Origin of the sequence: Stenotrophomonas sp. CCNWLW162 (genome assembly GCF_037203745.1) — a bacterium.
GTDB classification, from domain to species: Bacteria; Pseudomonadota; Gammaproteobacteria; order Xanthomonadales; family Xanthomonadaceae; genus Stenotrophomonas; species Stenotrophomonas maltophilia_AQ.
In genome coordinates this window covers 780239-796123 of the sequence record NZ_JBBCBL010000001.1, presented here as the reverse complement: position 1 = coordinate 796123, position 15885 = coordinate 780239, and the positions used below count along the sequence as shown (strand labels likewise).

Genomic DNA, 15885 nt, shown 5'->3' with positions numbered 1-15885 from the left:
CTGGGTTGCCGGGATCAGCCGATGTGGACGCGCTCGGCGCCGTCAGCGGTGACCACTTGGCCGATGGTCCAGTGGTCCAGGCCCTGGGCCTGGACAGCCTCGGATACGGCATCGACCTGGTCCGCTGCGACGATCAGCACGAAGCCGATGCCGCAGTTGAAGGTCCGCCACATCTCGCTGTCGGCCACCGCGCCTTCCTTCTGCAGCCACTGGAACACCGGCGGCAGGGTCCAGGACGAGGCCTGGATGTCCAGGCCGAGGCCTTCAGGTACCACGCGGATGATGTTCTCGGTCAGGCCGCCACCGGTGATGTGGGCCATGCCGTGGATAGCCGCGCCGTGCGACTTCAGCAGCGACAGGATCGGCTTGACGTACAGGCGGGTCGGCGCCATCAGCGCGTCGACCAGCTTCACGCCGCCTTCCAGCTCCAGCTCGGCCGGGCGGCCGGCGCGGTCATAGATGCGGCGGACCAGCGAGTAGCCGTTGGAGTGCGGGCCGGAGGAGGCGATACCGATCAGCACGTCACCGGCGGCGACGCTGGCGCCGTCCTTCAGCTCGCTCTTCTCGACCGCGGCCACCGTGAAGCCGGCCAGGTCGTACTCGCCCGGGGCATACATGTCGGGCATTTCAGCGGTTTCGCCGCCGATCAGCGCGCAACCGGCCTCGGTGCAGCCGTTGGCGATGCCGCCCACGACCGCCGCGGCGGTGTCGATGTCCAGCTTGCCGGTGGCGAAGTAGTCCAGGAAGAACAGCGGCTCGGCGCCCTGCACCAGCACGTCGTTCACGCACATGGCGACCAGATCGATGCCGATCGTATCGTGGCGGTTCAGCTGGTGGGCCAGCTTCAGCTTGGTGCCCACGCCGTCGGTTCCCGACACCAGTACCGGCTCGCGGTACTTGTTGGACAGGTCGAACAGGGCGCCGAAGCCACCCAGGCCGCCCATCACTTCCGGGCGGAAGCTGCGCTTGACCAGGGGCTTGATCCGCTCGACCAGCTCGTTGCCGGCGTCGATGTCGACACCCGCATCACGGTAGGTGAGGGGGGAAGGGGCGGAAGACGGGGTGTTGGTCACGGGCGTCGGCGCTGGCAGGGGTTGAACGGGCGATTTTAACAGGCCGCATTGGCGCAAAGGCCGTATTCGGGCAACAATTCCCCCGGATACGTCGAGCCAATGGATGTCCTGATGCGCCGCAGCCTGATTTTGACCCTGCTCCTTGCGCTGAGCCTGCCGGTGGCCACGATGGCCCAGAGCGGCCTTCGCACCGAGGGTGATGTCGCCACCGCCAGTGGCGCGTACGAGGCCGAAGTGCCCGTCAACAGCCAAGCCGAGGCCGATCGCAACGGCGCCCTGGCCCGCGCCCTGAGCGTGGTGCTGGGCAAGTTGTCCGGCGACCGCAACGCCATGTCCCGCCCCGGCGTGGTGCAGGCGCTGCGCAATGCCAAGGATTACGTGGCCAGCTACGACTACAAGCAGGACCAGAGCGTGGGCGCCGGCGGCGCCCCAAGCTTCCGGACGCTGCTGGTCGCCCGCTTCCGCGAGGATGATGTTGATTCGCTGGTGTCGGCGCTGGGCCTGCCGCTGTGGCCGCAGCCGCGGCCGAAGCCGGTGCTGTGGCTGGCCGTCGACGACGGCAGCGGCCCGCGCCTGGTCAGCGTGCAGCAGGCCAACGCCGCGCGCCCGCTGCTGAACCGCGCCATAGAACGCGGCTACAAGCTGGGCCTGCCCAGCGGCGGTGCCGCCGAGCAGGCCCTGGCCGGTGCCATCTGGCGCCAGGACAGCGCCGCGGTGGCCCGCGCCTCCTCGCGCTACTCGCCGCCGATGCAGCTGATCGGCAAGCTGTACCGCGCCAATGGCGGCTGGCAGGCGGACTGGGTGTTCGTCGACAACGGCCGTGAACTGAACAAGTGGACCAGCAAGGACGCCAACGCCATGCGCGCGATGGCCGCTGGTGCCGACGGCGCCGCCGATGCGCTGGTCAAGCGCTATGCCAAGGCCGGCGTGGCCACCGGCCAGGCCGGGACCTACCGCGTGGTGGTGACCGGCATCAACAGCGCCGACGACTACCTGCGCCTGGCCGCTGGCCTGCGCGAGGTGCCGGTGGTGCGCAACGTCACCCCGCTGCATGCCTCGGCCGGCCAGCTGGAGCTGAGCCTGGAGATGACCACCGGCCTGGCCGGCTTCAACCGCATGCTCGGCGACGGTGGCGTGCTGGTGCCGAGCGCACCGCTGCCGGCGCTGCCGACGCCCATCGATGACACCACCGGTACCCCGGTGGCCCCGCCTGTCAGCAACGAGTACCGCCTGCGATGACCCTGACCCCGGAAGCGGAAATCGCGCAGTTCCTGCGCCGGCTGAAGTACATCCTGTTCGCCGGCCTGATCGGCTGGATCGTCTGGCTGCTGGCCCCGATCCTGACTCCGTTCGTGCTGGCGTTGGCACTGGCCTGGCTGGGCGACCCGCTGGTGGACCGCATCGAGGCCACCGGCCGCTCGCGCATGACCGGCGTGGTGCTGGTGTTCGCGGCGATGGTGCTGGTGATCGTGGCGCTGCTGCTGGTGCTGGTGCCGATGATCGAGCGCCAGATCACCACCCTGATCGCGGTTGCGCCGCAGGCGCAGGCGTGGCTGATGGAAAAGGGCATTCCCTGGTTCGAGCAGAAGACCGGTCTGGAAGTGATGCAGTGGATGGATCCGGACCGCCTGATCGAATGGGTGCGCAGCCACTGGCAGCAGGCGGGCGGCTTTGCCACCACGTTCATGGGTTACGTCTCGCGCTCGGGCTTTGCGATGGTGACCTGGGTGGTCAACATCCTGCTGCTGCCGATCCTGGCGTTCTACTTCCTGCGTGACTGGGACAAGCTGGTCGAGCGTGTCGCGTCGGTGATCCCGCGCAACCAGATCGGCACCATCTCCGCGCTGGCGCGCGAATCCAACGAAGTGCTCGGTGCATTCATCCGCGGGCAGTTCCTGGTGATGCTGGCGCTGGGCGTGATCTATGCCGGTGGCCTGTCGCTGGTCGGCCTCAAGCTGGGCCTGTTGATCGGCCTGATCGCCGGCCTGATCAGTTTCATTCCCTACCTGGGCGCGACCACCGGCATCCTGATGGCCATCGTGGCCGCGCTGGTGCAGGCGCAGGGCTTCGACCTGAAGCTGCTGATCCTGGTCGGCGTGGTGTTCACCGTGGGTCAGTTGCTGGAAAGCTACGTGCTGACCCCGCGCATCGTCGGCGACAAGATCGGCCTGCACCCGGTAGCGGTGATCTTCGCAGTGATGGCCGGTGGCCAGCTGTTCGGCTTCCTTGGCATGCTGCTGGCGCTGCCGGTGGCAGCGGTGACCAACGTGCTGCTGCGCTACGCGCACCAGCGTTATCGCCAGAGCGAGCTGTACGTGGGTGAGAAGCCGGCGATCGTGCTTGATGGCGTGGTCGATGCCCCCCATATCATCATTCCGAACGACAAGGGCCCCGACCTGAAGTGATGGGTGTGCCGCAACTGCCGCTGGCCCTGCATTACCCGAGGGACCAGCGCCTGGAGACATTCATCGGCGCGCCGGATGGCGCGCTGGCGCAGCTGCGTGCGATCGCGGTCGGCGCCAGCCACGATTGGATCTACCTGGAAGGCGCGGCGGGCACGGGCAAGACCCACCAGGCGCTGGCGATGTGCTCCAGCGCCGAGCAGGCCGGGCGACTGCCGACCTACGTACCGCTGGCCAGCGCCGCCGGCCGCGTACGCGCGGCGTTGGATGGGCTTGAGGCGCGCGAGCTGGTGGCGCTGGACGGCCTGGACGAGGTCGCCGGCAACCGCGAGGACGAGATCGCGCTGTTCGATTTCCACAACCGCGCGCGCGCTGCGGGCGTGACCGTGCTGTACACCGCGCAGAAGGCGCCGGAAGAACTGGGCCTGGTACTGCCCGACCTGCGTTCGCGGCTGGGCCAGTGCGTGCGTGTGCTGCTGCAGCCGCTGGACGAGGAAGGGCGGGCAGCGGTGCTGCGCGAGCGTGCGCTGCGGCGTGGCCTGGCCATCGACGAAGCGTCCATCGAGTGGCTGCTGTCGCACACCGGGCGCGAGCTGGGTGGGTTGATCACGCTGCTGGACTGGCTGGACCGGGAGTCGCTGGCGGCGAAGCGGCGGATCACCGTGCCGTTCCTGCGCCAGGTGCTGGAAGAAGGCCGGCCGCGTTACTGAGGGGTGTGGTTCGGCAGGGCTGCGCCCTGCACCCGCCGAAGCCAGGGCAACGTCAACTTCAACGTCAACAGCAAAAGCTCGCTATCCGTGGGATGGCGGGGTGGCTCAGGTTGCGGGGGACGGCGCAAGTACGTCCCTGTAGCCTCGGTCGCGCCATCCATGGCGCTCACGCCCCCGCAACCTGAGCCACCCCGCCTTCGACAGGTTCCCGCGATCTGCCGTGTCGGCGTTCTGCACTGTTGTTGGGGGGTGTCGACCTTGGTCGACACGTGTCTTGCTTGTGGTGGGTGACGACCGTTGGTCGTCACCAGAGCAAGCGCAGCGAAGCGACCCGCTTTTGCTTTTCTTTTTCTTTTCCGTGGTTGGACGCACACGGAAACTGTCAGAGGCCGGGCGGGGTGGGTTGCGCAGGGGCGTGAGCCGCATGGATGCGGCGACCGAGCTTACATGGACGTACTTGCAGCGTCCCCTGCGCAGCCCATCCCGCCCGGCCAAGCAAGGCTTCTGCTTCAGATGCGGCCAACCACGAGGGGCTCAGCCGTTCGCAGCCAACTCAACATCCAACGCACGCAGGCGATCAACGGTGCCGACATCGGTCCAGCGCCCGCGATGGTGCTGACCGCTCATCAACCCCTGCGCCATGAAATGCTTCTGCAGCGGCACCACCGAGAACTTCGGCGGCATCCGCTCGCTGCCCGGCGCATCGCCGATCACCGTGCGCCAGTCGGCCACGACGGAAGGGCGATACACGCCGATGCCGGCATAGGTCAGGCACGGTCCTTCGCGGTCGTGGTGCAGCAGCCCCTGCGCATCGAGGCGGTAGTCACCTTCGGGGTGCTGAACCGGATTGTCGACCAGCACCAGGTGCGCCTGGCCCTGCGGCTCGCGCGGCAGCGTGGCGAAATCGAAATCGGTCCAGATGTCGCCGTTCACGACCAGGAACGGGGCGTCGCCCAGCACCGGCAATGCGTTGAGGATGCCGCCGCCGGTTTCCAGCGGGGTCGGCCCTTCGTACAGGAAATGCAGTTGCAGGCCCCATTGGCTGCCATCCCCCAGCGTCGCGGGGAACTGCTCGGCCAGCCATGCGGTGTTGACCACCACCTCGCGCACACCCAATGCCGCGAGGCGCTCCAGGTGCCAGACGATCAGCGGCTTGCCGGCCACTTCCAGCAGCGGCTTGGGCGTGTGCAGGGTCAGCGGGCGCATGCGCTCGCCCAGGCCGGCGGCAAAGACCAGTGCTTTCATCGGGCCACGCGCATCGGTGCCGCCAGCTCGGCCAGCGCCGGCTTGATGCGGTCTTCGAGCAGCTGCTGCAGCGGCGCCAGTTCGCGGTAGCGCGGCAGCACTTCATCCAGATAGGTGATGAAGCGCGGCGCGTCGTCGAGGTAATGGCCCTTGTTGTCGCGATAGCGCAGGCGGCAGAACAGGCCGAGGATCTTCACGTGGCGCTGGATGCCCATCCAGTCTGCATCGCGCAGGAAGGTGGCGCGGTCGGGCACCGGCAGGCCAGCGCTGCGCGCACGCTCGTGGTACTGCGCCAGCCACTCGTCCACGCGCTGCAGTGGCCAGCTCAGGAATGCGTCCTTGAACAGGCTCATCGCGTCGTAGGCGATCGGACCACGCACCAGGTCCTGGAAATCCAGCACCGCCGGACCGTCGTCGACCGGCATCAGGTTGCGCGGCATGTAATCGCGATGGGTCAGCAGCTGCGCCTGGCCCAGGGCGTTATCCATCAACCGGCGGTGTACCAGCTGCAGGCCTTCGATCTCGCCGCAGTCCAGCTCCAGGTGGAGGTGGCGCTGCAGGAACCATTCGTCGAACAGGCCGGCATCGCGTTGCAGCAGCGCTTCACCGAACTGGCCGAAGTCAGCCGGCACCGGGATCGCCTGCAGGCGCAGCAGCTGTTCGATCGAACGGCCGAACCATTCGTCAGCGTTGCGCTCGTCGAGGATCTTCGCCAGGGTCGGGCCGCCGAGATCTTCCAGCAGCAGGAAGCCGGCATCCAGATCCTGTGCCAGCAGCGCGGGCACGCGCAGGCCGTTGTCGTGCAGCAGGCCGCGCATGCGTAGCCACGGGCGCGGATCTTCCAGCCCCGGCGGGGCGTCCATCACGATGTGGCTGCCGCGCGTGCTGGTGGTGCGCCAGTAGCTGCGCATGCCGGCATCGACCGAAGCGCGTTCGACCACCGCACTGGAATCATCGAGCTGGGTACGGGCCCACTGCAGGCGCTGCGCGCTGCGCTGGGGATCGGAGGCGGGTTCGGTCATGCAGGCATATCCGGGCGCGCCGGGCGCGCCAACGTCGGCAACAGGAAAGGAAGGAGGGGCAGGGTCAGCGGCGACCGCTGAACAGGCGCAGGATCGCCAGCACGACGACGGCGCCCACCACCGCACCGAAGAAACCGGCCGGCTCACCGGCGGCGTACCAGCCCATGTACTGGCCGAACCAGCCGGCCAGCAGCGCACCGAGGATGCCCAGTACGATGGTCAGCAGGCAGCCCATGCGGTTGTTGCCGGGCATGAAGAAACGCCCGAGCAGGCCGACGAAGAAGCCGACCAGGATGATGTAGAGCCAGCTGCTGCTGCCGAACAGACCATTCATGCGTGCGATTTCCACCAAGAGTGGACGCAGCCTAGCAAGGCCAGGCTGCGTCCGTCACGGTGTGCCGGATTCAGCAGCAGCCGTGGTCGCCGTGGCGGGTGCCGCTGTCGGCAGCCACCGGCGAACCGCTGGTCTCGCCACGCAGGCTGGCGGCATAGTGCTCGCTGATCACCTTGGACACGCAGGACGTGACCTTCTTGCCCATCGGGATGTGCAGGAACTCGTTCGGGCCGTGCGCATTGGAGTGCGGGCCGAGCACGCCGGTGATCATGAACTGGGCGCCCGGGAATTTCTCACCCAGCATGCCCATGAACGGGATCGAGCCGCCTTCGCCCATGTACATCGCCGGCTTGCCGAAGAAGGCCTGGCTGGCGTCGTCGATGGCCTGGGTCAGCCACGGTGCCATGGCCGGGGCGTTCCAGCCGGTGGAGGCCTTTTCCAGGTCCAGGGTGACCTGGGCGCCGTTCGGCGGATCGCGCAGCAGGGCTTCCTTCAGCAGTTCGCCGCAGGTCTTGCCGTCGGCGGTTGGCGGCAGGCGCAGCGACAGCTTTACCGAGGTCTGCGGGCGCAGCACGTTGCCGGCCGATTCCAGTGCCGGCATGCCACCCACGCCGGTGACCGACAGCGCCGGGCGCCAGGTGCGGTTGAGCACCAGCTCGGTCAGGTCCTCGTTCATCGGACGCAGGCCGTCGACCATCGGGAATTTCTCGAAGATCTCGGTATCGACCACTTCAGCGGCGCGCTTGGCCTGCGCCTGGCGCTCGGCCGGAATTTCAACGTTCATGCCGTCGATCAGGATGCGGCCGGTGTCCTGGTCCTCGATGCGCGACAGCAGCTGGCGCAGCAGGCGGAAGCTGGACGGCACCACGCCGGAGGCATCGCCGGAATGCACGCCTTCGTTGAGCACCTTCACGGTGAAATTGCCGCCGGTCAGGCCGCGCAGCGAGGTGGTGCACCACAGCTGGTCGTAGTTGGCGCAGCCCGAATCCAGGCACACCACCAGCGACGGCTTGCCGATGCGGTCGGCCAGGTGGTCGACGTAGGCCGGCAGGTCGTAGCTGCCCGACTCTTCACAGGCTTCGATCAGCACCACGCAGCGGGCGTGCGGCAGGCCCTGGGCCTGCAGCGCCAGCACGGCGGCCAGCGAGCCGAAGATTGCGTAGCCGTCGTCCGCACCGCCGCGGCCATACAGCTTGTCGCCGCGCAGGACCGGGGTCCACGGGCCAAGGTCGTCGTCCCAGCCGGTCATTTCCGGCTGCTTGTCCAGGTGGCCGTAGAGCAGGATGGTGTCGTCGCCGGTTTCGGCGCCGGTAGCCGGGATTTCCAGGAAGATCAGCGGGGTACGGCCTTCCAGGCGGACCACTTCAACCTTCAGGCCGGGCAGCTGCTGGGCCTTGGCCCAGTTCTCCATCAGCGTGACCGCCTGTTCCATGTAGCCGTTCTGCACCCAATTGGCGTCGAACATCGGCGACTTGTTGGGAATGCGGATGTAGTCGACCAACTGCGGGACGATTTCGCTGTCCCACTTGTCATTGACGAATTGGCCGAGCTTGGCGCTGTCCATCTGAAACTCCGGTTGCATGGGCTGATCCGGCCATTCTACGCCTGTGGCCCGGGTAGGGTTTTTCCTACATCACGTCGGGTATTTGGCTGGCTTTTAGAAATCCAGGAAACCGATAGGCTGTGTGCATGTGGTGACGGACACTGTTCCTACCGACGGGATTGCCGGTCGGGACGGCCAGAATCACAAGGAGATACACGTCGTGCCTTGGAGTGTCGTGTTGAGGGCACTGGTGCTGGTCATGTGGATCGCTGGGGCGCATGCCGCCGAACCGATCGACATCAACCGCGCCGATGTCCAGGCGCTGCAGCAGGGATTGACGATGGTCGGAGCCGCCAAGGCCGAGGCGATCGTCGAGCACCGGCGCAGACACGGCCCGTTTCATCGCGTCGAGGACCTGACGCAGGTGAAGGGGATAGGGAAAGCAATCGTCGAACGGAATCGACAGCGGATCACCGTAGGCAACAGGTTGTTGCCGGCGGATCCGGTACCCGGATCGGTACCGGTGCGAACCGTACCCAGGCGTTGACAGCAGGAATCGTCGGAACCGGCAGGAAGCTGGTTCACCGGTCGCGGACAGGAAGGCCGTGACCACCGACCGCCGCAGGACGCGGCACCAATCACCAGGATGGTGGCATCACAGACCTGTGGAAGGGGCTGAGATACAAGCAGGACAGACGCGGCCGCGTGCAGGATGCAACGCTACCCCCACAGCGCAGGATGCGAGGGGGCGGCAGCAGGCCGACAAGGACGTAACGATTGCCCGGTACGACACATGGCTGTGTCGCCGGGCAGTTTCATTTCCGGCGCCTGGTTTTGCCGCGGCCACCACAGGCCGATGGTGTACGGTGGCCGCTCCGCATGGAAAGGACACCCGCTGGATGCTTCTGCACCGCCCCACCACCCTGATGCTCGCCCTTGCACTGGCGTTGCCGCTGCTGGCCCATGCCGCTGCGCCGGCGTCGGCTGCCAAACCTGCAGCTGCCGCAGCCAGCACCGCCGAAGTGCGCGGACCGACCGACCTGAAGCCGGGCGAGTACCTGTGGCATCCGGAAATCTCGCCGACCGGACCGATCGTGCTGGTGGTCAGCCTCGATGAACAGCGCGCCTACGTGTACCGCAACGGCATTGCCATCGGCCTGACCACGATCAGCTCGGGCAAGGCCGGGCACGAGACGCCAACGGGTGTGTTCACCATCCTGCAGAAGGACAAGGACCACAAGTCCAACCTCTACAACAGCGCGCCGATGCCGTACATGCAGCGGCTGACCTGGGACGGCATCGCCCTGCATGGCGGCAGCCTGCCCGGGCATCCGGCCTCGCACGGCTGCGTGCGGCTGCCGCAGGCTTTCGCGCAGAAGCTGTTCAGTGAAACCCAGCGCGGCGACACCGTGGTCGTGGCCGATGCCAAGAGCTCGCCGATGACCCTGGCCTATCCGTCGGTGCTGGCGCCGGTCAACGCGCGCGGCCAGGCCCTGCCGGAGACCGAGGGTGGGGCGCCGGTGCAGGCCTGGTGGAACGACAGCGCGGCGCCGGCGGGGCAGGTCGGCATCCTGGTCAGCCTGCACGACCAGCGCCTGTACGTGCTGCGCGATGGCGTGATGATCGGCGAGTCGCCACTGAAGGCCGACGCCCTGCCGGCCTTCCAGGGCACCACGCTGTTCGTGATGGGGCAGGGTTACAGCGACACACCCAGCCCGCTGGACGTGAACCAGCGCCTGCACCAGTGGACGGCCTATCCGCTGCTGGGCCAGGACCGTGCCCAGGCCACCCCGGACCTGCTGGCCACGCCCTCGCTGCCGATGGCGCTGCCGGCCGATTTCGCCCGCCAGCTGTACCAGGTGCTGGTGCCGGGCACGACCCTGCTGGTGACCTCGCTGCCGGCGGTCCGCCCAAGCCCGGCTGAATCCGGAATGCAGCCGGTCTTGGAATCCGAGCCGCCAGGGTCCACCCTCAAGGGCAACTGAGTCCCCCCTGTTGTGCCCATGACTGCATCCCGCCTGTGCCGGCTGGCCGCGTTCGGCCTGCTGGCGACCTCGGCCAGCGCCCCGGCGCTGGCACAGACGCCCGCCCTTGCCACCAGCGCCGATGATCTGGCTGCCTTGCTGTCGCGCAGTGCGCCCAAGGCCGACCGCCACGTGTTGCAGTTGGCGGCGCACGCCATGCGCTGCGCGCTGCAGCGGCCGGAGCTGGGCATCAATGGCGATCGCCTCAGCGTGATCGACTATTCGCGGCCGTCCACCGAGCCGCGCCTGTGGGTGTTCGACCTGGCCCACCAGCGCCTGCTGTTCGAGGAATGGGTGGCGCATGGCCGCAACAGCGGCGAGAACCGCACTGAGCACTTCTCGAACCGCGATGGCAGTTTCATGTCCAGCCTCGGCGCGTTCACCGCGCAGGAGACCTACATGGGCGGCAACGGCTATTCGCTGCGCCTGGCCGGGCTGGAACCGGGCTTCAACGACCGCGCGCGTGACCGAGCCATCGTCATCCATGGTGCGCCGTACGTGAACCCGGCTACCGCGCAGCTGCAGGGGCGGCTGGGCCGCAGCCTGGGTTGCCCGGCGGTGCGGCTGTCGGTGGCCAAGCCGCTGATCGATGCGTTGCGTGGCGGCACGATGGTGTTTGCTTACTACCCCGACCAGGATTGGTTGAAGCACTCGCAGCTGCTGGCCGGCGAGTGCGGTGGCCAGGGCACGCTCGCCACGCGGTGATGCACGACGGCGCGCGGCATGATGCAATGCGCGGATGAACATCGACTCCCTGCTGCACACTCCGAGCCAGGTGATCTCCAGCCTGGACTACCGCCGCGAACGTTGGCGGAATGGACTTGGCTGGACCCGCGAGATCCTGCGCCTGCCGGCGCAGGGCGATGACTGGGCGCTGCGCCTGTCGGTGGCCGAGATCGAGCAGGATGCCGCGTTCTCTGCCTTCCCCGGCGTGGAGCGTGAGCTGGTGCTGCTGCAGGGCAATGGTGTGCGTCTTCGCTTCGACGCTGGCCGTGTGGCCGAGGTGCTGCCACCGCACGGGCGCGTGCGTTTTGCCGGTGAGGAAGCGCTGCACGGCGAACTGGTCGATGGCACCACCCACGACTTCAACCTGATGTGGAAGCGCGAGCTGCTGCAGGCCGAGCTGCTGCACCGGCCGCTGGTGGGCGCCATGTTCTTCTTCTGCGAACCGGGTGTGGCCTGGGCGCTGCATCTGCTGGCAGGTCAGGCGGAGTTTGGTGCCGACAGTGGCCTGCCGGCGCTGCAGGCGGGCGATACCGCGTGGTTGGCGGCCGGTGAGCGGCAACGGCATGCGCTGCAGGGAGGCGGCGAGTTGTTGGCGATACGGGTCAGCGCGGCAATGGCGGCATGACCGTGTAGAGCCGAGCCGTGCGTGAATGCGGCCACCGACACCGCGTCACGGTGCGAACCAAGGTTCGCACCCACCAGAAGGCGGCGACCTCAATACACATCGCGCCGGTAACGACTGGCCAGCAGCAGCGCTTCCTTGCCCGCGGCACCCAGCACCTGCTCGATCACTGTATCCACCGCCGGGGCCATGCCCTGCAGGCTGCCGCAGACCAGGATCGTCGCGCCTTCATCGACCCACTGGCGAAGCGTTGCCGCTTCGGCCAGCAGCCGGTCTTGTACATAGCGGTGCGCGTCGCCGTCGCGGCTGAACACCGCATCCAGCCGCGCCAGCCTGCCGTCGGCCAGCATCGCCTGCAGTTCTTCACCGAAGTGGAAGTCGTGCGCGGCGGTGCGCTCACCGAACAGCAGCCAGGTGCGCCGTGCACCATTGCGCGTGCGTTCGTGCAGGTGCGCGCGCAGGCCGGCGATGCCGGTGCCATTGCCGATCAGCAGCAGCGGCACGTCGGCGGCCACGCCGTGGAAATTGTCGTTGCGGCGCAGGCGCAGCTGCACCGCTTCTCCGATGGCTGCGTAGTCGCACAGCCAGCCGCTGCCGATGCCGGGCGTGCCATCGGCGCGCAGCTGACGGCGCAGCAGCAGCTCGACCGCACCGTCGGTCATCACCGAGGCGATCGAGTACTCGCGATGCGGCAATGGCTGCAGGGTCGCCAGCAACGCAGGCAGGTCGCCCGGTGGAACCAGCGAAGGCAGGTGCGAGCGTGCGACACGGGCCAGCAGTGTCTGCCCGTCATCCAGCATGGTGTCCGCATCGAATCGTTGTGCGTCCAGCCAGGCACGCACGGTGTGCGATGCATGCTGCGGACCAATCTCGGCGATGTCGCCGGCCTGCCATTGCACATCAACACCAACGGGTGGCTGCAGACGCAACCAGTACACCGGGCCGCCAGGGCTGCCCGGGTTCAGATGCTGGCGCTGCAGCAGCGACCACGGCTGATATTCGGCCGGACTCCAGTCGGGTAGTTCACTGGCGCCACCGCCGAGTTGACCCAGCAACTGCTGCCAATGACGCAGCGCCGCCGGATCGGCGTTGTCGACTTCGATCGCATCGAACAGCGGATGCGCACCGTGCTGGCGCAGCCACTGGTCGAGCTGGTGGCCGAATCCGCAGAAGTGGCCATAGCTGCGATCACCCAGAGCCAGCACGCCGTAGTGCAGGTGCTGCAGCGGCGGCGGTATGGTCATCACCCCGCGCAGGAAGGGCAGGGCATGGTCGGGCGGGTCCCCTTCGCCGGTGGTACTGGCGATGAACAGCGCGCGCTGGCTGCTGGCCAGCAGCGCCGTGTCCACTTCGTGCAGGCCGCGCACGCGTACCGGCAGGCCGGCAGCGCGCAGGGCCTCGGCGCTTCGCTCGGCCAGCTCACGCGCGAAGCCGGTCTGGCTGGACCAGACCAGCAAGATCGGTGGGGTGTCTCCGGTTGCGGCATCGTCGCGCGCGCGCCCGCGCCACCACAGGGCCGCGCAGGCCAGCGCATACAGCGCCGTGGCGAGCACTGCGATCTGCGATTGCCGCGCCGGCGGCGCGCCCTGCCACCAGGCCTCGCCCAGGTGCAGGCGCAACAGCACCCAGCCGATCACTGCCAGCAGGAACAGCACCAGAGCGTTGCCGAGCCACGCGCGCGACGGACGGGTGCTCATGCGCCCTGCTCGTCGAGCAGGTGCTGGAAGGCGCTGCTGAGGAATTCGCGTGGACCATCCGCTGCGCGTTGCAGGTAGCGCGCAGCCAGTCCTTCGCGCTCGGCCAGTGCCATGCCCGCGTCACGGCCGAGCACGGTCAGTGCCGTGGCCCAGGCATCGGCGTGCATCGCATCGTCGGCCACCACGGTTACCGCAGCCGCAACCTGGCGCACCGGTATGCCGGCACGTGGGTCGAGACTGTGGCTGTAGGCCTCGCCATCGGCCTGGTACTGATGCCAGCGATCGCCGGAGGTGGCCACCGCCTTGCCGTCCAGCGCCAGCACCCGTGGCGGGGTATCAGTGTGCGCGTCTTCTTCGGGTGCGGACTCCACCAGCACCCGCCACGGCTGGCCGTCCGGCTTGCGGCCGTAGCCGGCCAGTTCGCCGCCGACTTCGATCAGCGCAGCAGAGATACCCTGTCCACGCAGCCAGGCAGCGACGTGATCGACGCCGAAGCCCTTGGCGATAGCAGAGAGATCCAGTTCCAGCCCGCCCGGTTGCAGCAGCGCATCGTCCTGCCACTGCAAGCGCTGCCAACCGCAGCGATCGCGCGTGGCCTGCAGGCGTGCGGGATCGGGCTGAGTGCGTTCACCGGCGTGTGCGCCGAAACCCCACAGCGCCACCAGCGGGCCGATGGTGGGATCGAAGGCGCCGCCACTGGCGGAAGCGATAGCCTGTGCGCAGGCCAGAACGTGGCGGGTCTCGGCCGGCAGCACGCACCATTGGCCAGCGTCGGCGCGGTTGTAGCGGCTCAGATCCGAACCGTGTTCCCAGGTGCTCATCTGCGCGACCACCTCATCCAGCCGCGCTTGGATGCCGGCATGCAGCGGATGCAGGTCGCGCTGGGGCGGCGCGACCAGCGACACGCTCCAGGTGGTGCCCATGGTGGTGCCACCGAGGCGGGCGATGTCGAGCAGGAGATCGGTCATGGTGGTGTGCTGTAGATGCGATGCCGGGTCTGCCCGGCATCGCGGTCCACGTCATTACTGCGGCAGCACTTCCAGCGTGGCGACGTAGCTGAGGCGGCGCTTGGCGGCCTGCTTCACCGACGTCTTGTTGTCCTCGGTGCCGGTTTCCAGCCAGTACATGCCGGCTTCCGGCCAGGTCACCTTGATCTCGCCCTTGGCATCGCTGGTGACCTTCAGCTCGTCCTGCGCGTTGCGGTAGCGGGTGGCACCACGCACGATCTCGAACTCCAGGCCGGCGGCCGGCTTGCCGTCGACCAGTACCCGGAAGGTGGCTTCCTCGCCGGCGAACAGATCATTCGGGTGGCCGACGGCGACCAGCTCGATGCCACGATTGGTCGGCTTCAGCGCGGTGTCGTTCGGCGCGCCGTTGGTGACGAAGGTTTCCACGCGGCCCACCGACTGGCTCACTTCCAGCTTCTTCGCATCCTTGGGAAGTTCGCCGAAGGTGGCGGCGGTACCACGCCAGCGCTTGCGCTCGCCGTTCTGCTCGTAGGTGGCAAACAGGCCGTCATTGACCGACGCGATGCGGTAAGTGCCCTGCTGCTTCAGCTCGACATCGAACACGCTGCGGTACTTGCCGGTGGCGGCGTTCTGCGCCTGCACGGTGCTGCCATCCGGCGCGGTGATCACCACCGACTCCAGGCGCAGCGGCACGTGATTGAAATAGAACAGGTCATTGGAGACCGCACCGTCGACGGTGATCCACGGCGCGTTGCCGGCGATCACGGTCTGCGAGGGCAGCAGCCATGCCTTGTGGGCCAGGGCCGAGAAAGGAAGGGCAGCGGCCAGAGCGGCGGCGAGGACGAGCGTGCGCTTCATGCGGAAGACTCCAGGGGTGGTGGTGGGGTCAGAGCCCTTCCTGCGGAAGGGATCCGACCCCAAGGGTGCTGCGATGGGGTCGGATCCCTTTCCAGCGGAAAGGGCTCTGACCCCGGCTCAGGCAATTACGGTTTGACGGCGAGGGTGACCTGGCCCAGTTCGGTGGCGCCCTGCGCCTTGCCGTTCTGTGCGGCGGTGGCCGGCCAGGTGAAGGGGATCTTCAGCAGTTCACGGCCGCCGACTTCGCGCACCGCTTCCACCACCAGGGTGTAGTTGCCCGGGGCCAGTTGCTTCAGTGCCGGCTGCTTGTCGTTGAACGACAGCGCGTGCTTGCCGGCCGGGCGGGTCGGGCCGGTCACGCCGTCCACCGGCACCTGCAGGGTGCGGCCGCTCTTGCGCCACCACTGGCGCAGGTCGGGCAGCCACTTGGTGCCATGGCCTTCGCTGTTGCTGGTCTGCTGATACCAGACCGACAGGTTGGCCGCGACCTTCTGGTCGGCGCCTTCCAGCCACACCGCCACATACGGGCGGTGATACTCGGCCACGTTGAGCTTGGGAACTTCGACGTTGATGTCGAGGGTGGTGGCGTAAGCCGGCGAGGTGGCCAGCAGGCCGCTGAGGGCGATGGTCAGGGTGACGCGCATGGGGCGGCTCCGGAAAC

The 15885-nt window shown here is 67.8% G+C and carries 16 protein-coding genes; 7 read left to right on the top strand and 9 right to left on the bottom strand.

All coding sequences use genetic code 11. From position 1 onward, the window contains the following. Positions 1-14 precede the first annotated feature (14 nt). A complete protein-coding gene (gene purM / locus V9K93_RS03720) occupies positions 15-1073 on the bottom strand; it encodes a phosphoribosylformylglycinamidine cyclo-ligase (protein ID WP_136640043.1) in 1059 nt (352 codons plus the stop codon). 99 nt (positions 1074-1172) lie between these two features. Between purM and V9K93_RS03715 the strand changes: the two genes are divergently transcribed. Genes V9K93_RS03715 through hda form a run of 3 tightly spaced genes read left to right on the top strand, consistent with a single transcriptional unit; the run spans position 1173 to position 4185 of the window. After that, on the top strand, positions 1173-2312 hold the full coding sequence (locus tag V9K93_RS03715) for a DUF2066 domain-containing protein (RefSeq protein ID WP_046982521.1): 1140 nt from the start codon (positions 1173-1175) through the stop codon (positions 2310-2312). Then, positions 2309-3478, top strand: coding sequence for an AI-2E family transporter (locus V9K93_RS03710; RefSeq protein ID WP_046982522.1), 1170 nt, complete (start codon positions 2309-2311; stop codon positions 3476-3478). Before V9K93_RS03715 ends, V9K93_RS03710 begins: the two co-directional genes overlap by 4 nt. Next, positions 3478-4185, top strand: a complete 708-nt coding sequence (gene hda / locus V9K93_RS03705; RefSeq protein ID WP_046982523.1) for a DnaA regulatory inactivator Hda — start codon at positions 3478-3480, stop codon at positions 4183-4185. The genes V9K93_RS03710 and hda overlap by 1 nt, the downstream gene beginning before the upstream one ends. Before the next feature lie 534 nt (positions 4186-4719). On the opposite strand, the gene murU is transcribed toward hda, so the two are convergent. From murU to V9K93_RS03685, 4 genes are all read right to left on the bottom strand, one after another. Beyond that, positions 4720-5430 carry an N-acetylmuramate alpha-1-phosphate uridylyltransferase MurU gene (gene murU, locus V9K93_RS03700; RefSeq protein ID WP_136638368.1) on the bottom strand — a complete coding sequence of 237 codons (711 nt, stop codon included), beginning with the start codon at positions 5428-5430 and terminating at the stop codon, positions 4720-4722. Next, positions 5427-6452, bottom strand: coding sequence for an aminoglycoside phosphotransferase family protein (locus tag V9K93_RS03695; protein ID WP_337302099.1), 1026 nt, complete (start codon positions 6450-6452; stop codon positions 5427-5429). The genes murU and V9K93_RS03695 overlap by 4 nt, the downstream gene beginning before the upstream one ends. A gap of 64 nt (positions 6453-6516) precedes the next feature. Continuing rightward, positions 6517-6786 carry a GlsB/YeaQ/YmgE family stress response membrane protein gene (locus tag V9K93_RS03690; RefSeq protein ID WP_088024918.1) on the bottom strand — a complete coding sequence of 90 codons (270 nt, stop codon included), beginning with the start codon at positions 6784-6786 and terminating at the stop codon, positions 6517-6519. Positions 6787-6856: 70 nt separating this feature from the next. After that, positions 6857-8350 carry a M20 family metallopeptidase gene (locus tag V9K93_RS03685; protein ID WP_136638432.1) on the bottom strand — a complete coding sequence of 498 codons (1494 nt, stop codon included), beginning with the start codon at positions 8348-8350 and terminating at the stop codon, positions 6857-6859. A 199-nt stretch (positions 8351-8549) separates the two neighbouring features. Between V9K93_RS03685 and V9K93_RS03680 the strand changes: the two genes are divergently transcribed. The 4 genes from V9K93_RS03680 to V9K93_RS03665 all read left to right on the top strand — a co-directional run bounded on the left by V9K93_RS03680 (position 8550) and on the right by V9K93_RS03665 (position 11704). Beyond that, a complete protein-coding gene (locus V9K93_RS03680) occupies positions 8550-8876 on the top strand; it encodes a ComEA family DNA-binding protein (protein WP_253079414.1) in 327 nt (108 codons plus the stop codon). Positions 8877-9228: 352 nt separating this feature from the next. Next, positions 9229-10314 (top strand): L,D-transpeptidase, encoded by a 1086-nt coding sequence (locus V9K93_RS03675; RefSeq protein ID WP_136638370.1) that lies wholly within the window; start codon positions 9229-9231, stop codon positions 10312-10314. 18 nt (positions 10315-10332) lie between these two features. Then, a complete protein-coding gene (locus V9K93_RS03670; RefSeq protein ID WP_012510304.1) occupies positions 10333-11058 on the top strand; it encodes a murein L,D-transpeptidase catalytic domain family protein in 726 nt (241 codons plus the stop codon). Between the two features lie 34 nt (positions 11059-11092). Continuing rightward, a complete protein-coding gene (locus tag V9K93_RS03665) occupies positions 11093-11704 on the top strand; it encodes a HutD/Ves family protein (protein WP_046987127.1) in 612 nt (203 codons plus the stop codon). 89 nt (positions 11705-11793) lie between these two features. Here V9K93_RS03665 and V9K93_RS03660 read toward each other — a convergent pair whose 3' ends face one another. From V9K93_RS03660 to V9K93_RS03645, 4 genes are all read right to left on the bottom strand, one after another. Continuing rightward, on the bottom strand, positions 11794-13398 hold the full coding sequence (locus tag V9K93_RS03660; protein ID WP_337302098.1) for a sulfite reductase subunit alpha: 1605 nt from the start codon (positions 13396-13398) through the stop codon (positions 11794-11796). Further along, on the bottom strand, positions 13395-14366 hold the full coding sequence (locus V9K93_RS03655) for an FAD:protein FMN transferase (protein WP_337302097.1): 972 nt from the start codon (positions 14364-14366) through the stop codon (positions 13395-13397). Before V9K93_RS03655 ends, V9K93_RS03660 begins: the two co-directional genes overlap by 4 nt. Positions 14367-14420: 54 nt before the next feature. Then, positions 14421-15224, bottom strand: coding sequence for a DUF4198 domain-containing protein (locus V9K93_RS03650; protein ID WP_046987130.1), 804 nt, complete (start codon positions 15222-15224; stop codon positions 14421-14423). Positions 15225-15349: 125 nt separating this feature from the next. Continuing rightward, a complete protein-coding gene (locus V9K93_RS03645; protein ID WP_004147429.1) occupies positions 15350-15868 on the bottom strand; it encodes a DUF2271 domain-containing protein in 519 nt (172 codons plus the stop codon). Positions 15869-15885 lie beyond the last annotated feature (17 nt).

Excerpts from the sequence above, each read along its gene's own strand:
- V9K93_RS03715 (WP_046982521.1), top strand. The coding sequence starts at position 1,173 with ATGGATGTCCTGATGCGCCGCAGCCTGATTTTGACCCTGCTCCTTGCG.
- V9K93_RS03710 (WP_046982522.1), top strand. The coding sequence starts at position 2,309 with ATGACCCTGACCCCGGAAGCGGAAATCGCGCAGTTCCTGCGCCGGCTG.
- hda (WP_046982523.1), top strand. The coding sequence starts at position 3,478 with ATGGGTGTGCCGCAACTGCCGCTGGCCCTGCATTACCCGAGGGACCAG.
- murU (WP_136638368.1), bottom strand. The coding sequence starts at position 5,430 with ATGAAAGCACTGGTCTTTGCCGCCGGCCTGGGCGAGCGCATGCGCCCG.
- V9K93_RS03695 (WP_337302099.1), bottom strand. The coding sequence starts at position 6,452 with ATGACCGAACCCGCCTCCGATCCCCAGCGCAGCGCGCAGCGCCTGCAG.
- V9K93_RS03690 (WP_088024918.1), bottom strand. The coding sequence starts at position 6,786 with ATGAATGGTCTGTTCGGCAGCAGCAGCTGGCTCTACATCATCCTGGTC.
- V9K93_RS03685 (WP_136638432.1), bottom strand. The coding sequence starts at position 8,350 with ATGGACAGCGCCAAGCTCGGCCAATTCGTCAATGACAAGTGGGACAGC.
- V9K93_RS03675 (WP_136638370.1), top strand. The coding sequence starts at position 9,229 with ATGCTTCTGCACCGCCCCACCACCCTGATGCTCGCCCTTGCACTGGCG.
- V9K93_RS03670 (WP_012510304.1), top strand. The coding sequence starts at position 10,333 with ATGACTGCATCCCGCCTGTGCCGGCTGGCCGCGTTCGGCCTGCTGGCG.
- V9K93_RS03665 (WP_046987127.1), top strand. The coding sequence starts at position 11,093 with ATGAACATCGACTCCCTGCTGCACACTCCGAGCCAGGTGATCTCCAGC.
- V9K93_RS03660 (WP_337302098.1), bottom strand. The coding sequence starts at position 13,398 with ATGAGCACCCGTCCGTCGCGCGCGTGGCTCGGCAACGCTCTGGTGCTG.
- V9K93_RS03655 (WP_337302097.1), bottom strand. The coding sequence starts at position 14,366 with ATGACCGATCTCCTGCTCGACATCGCCCGCCTCGGTGGCACCACCATG.
- V9K93_RS03650 (WP_046987130.1), bottom strand. The coding sequence starts at position 15,224 with ATGAAGCGCACGCTCGTCCTCGCCGCCGCTCTGGCCGCTGCCCTTCCT.
- V9K93_RS03645 (WP_004147429.1), bottom strand. The coding sequence starts at position 15,868 with ATGCGCGTCACCCTGACCATCGCCCTCAGCGGCCTGCTGGCCACCTCG.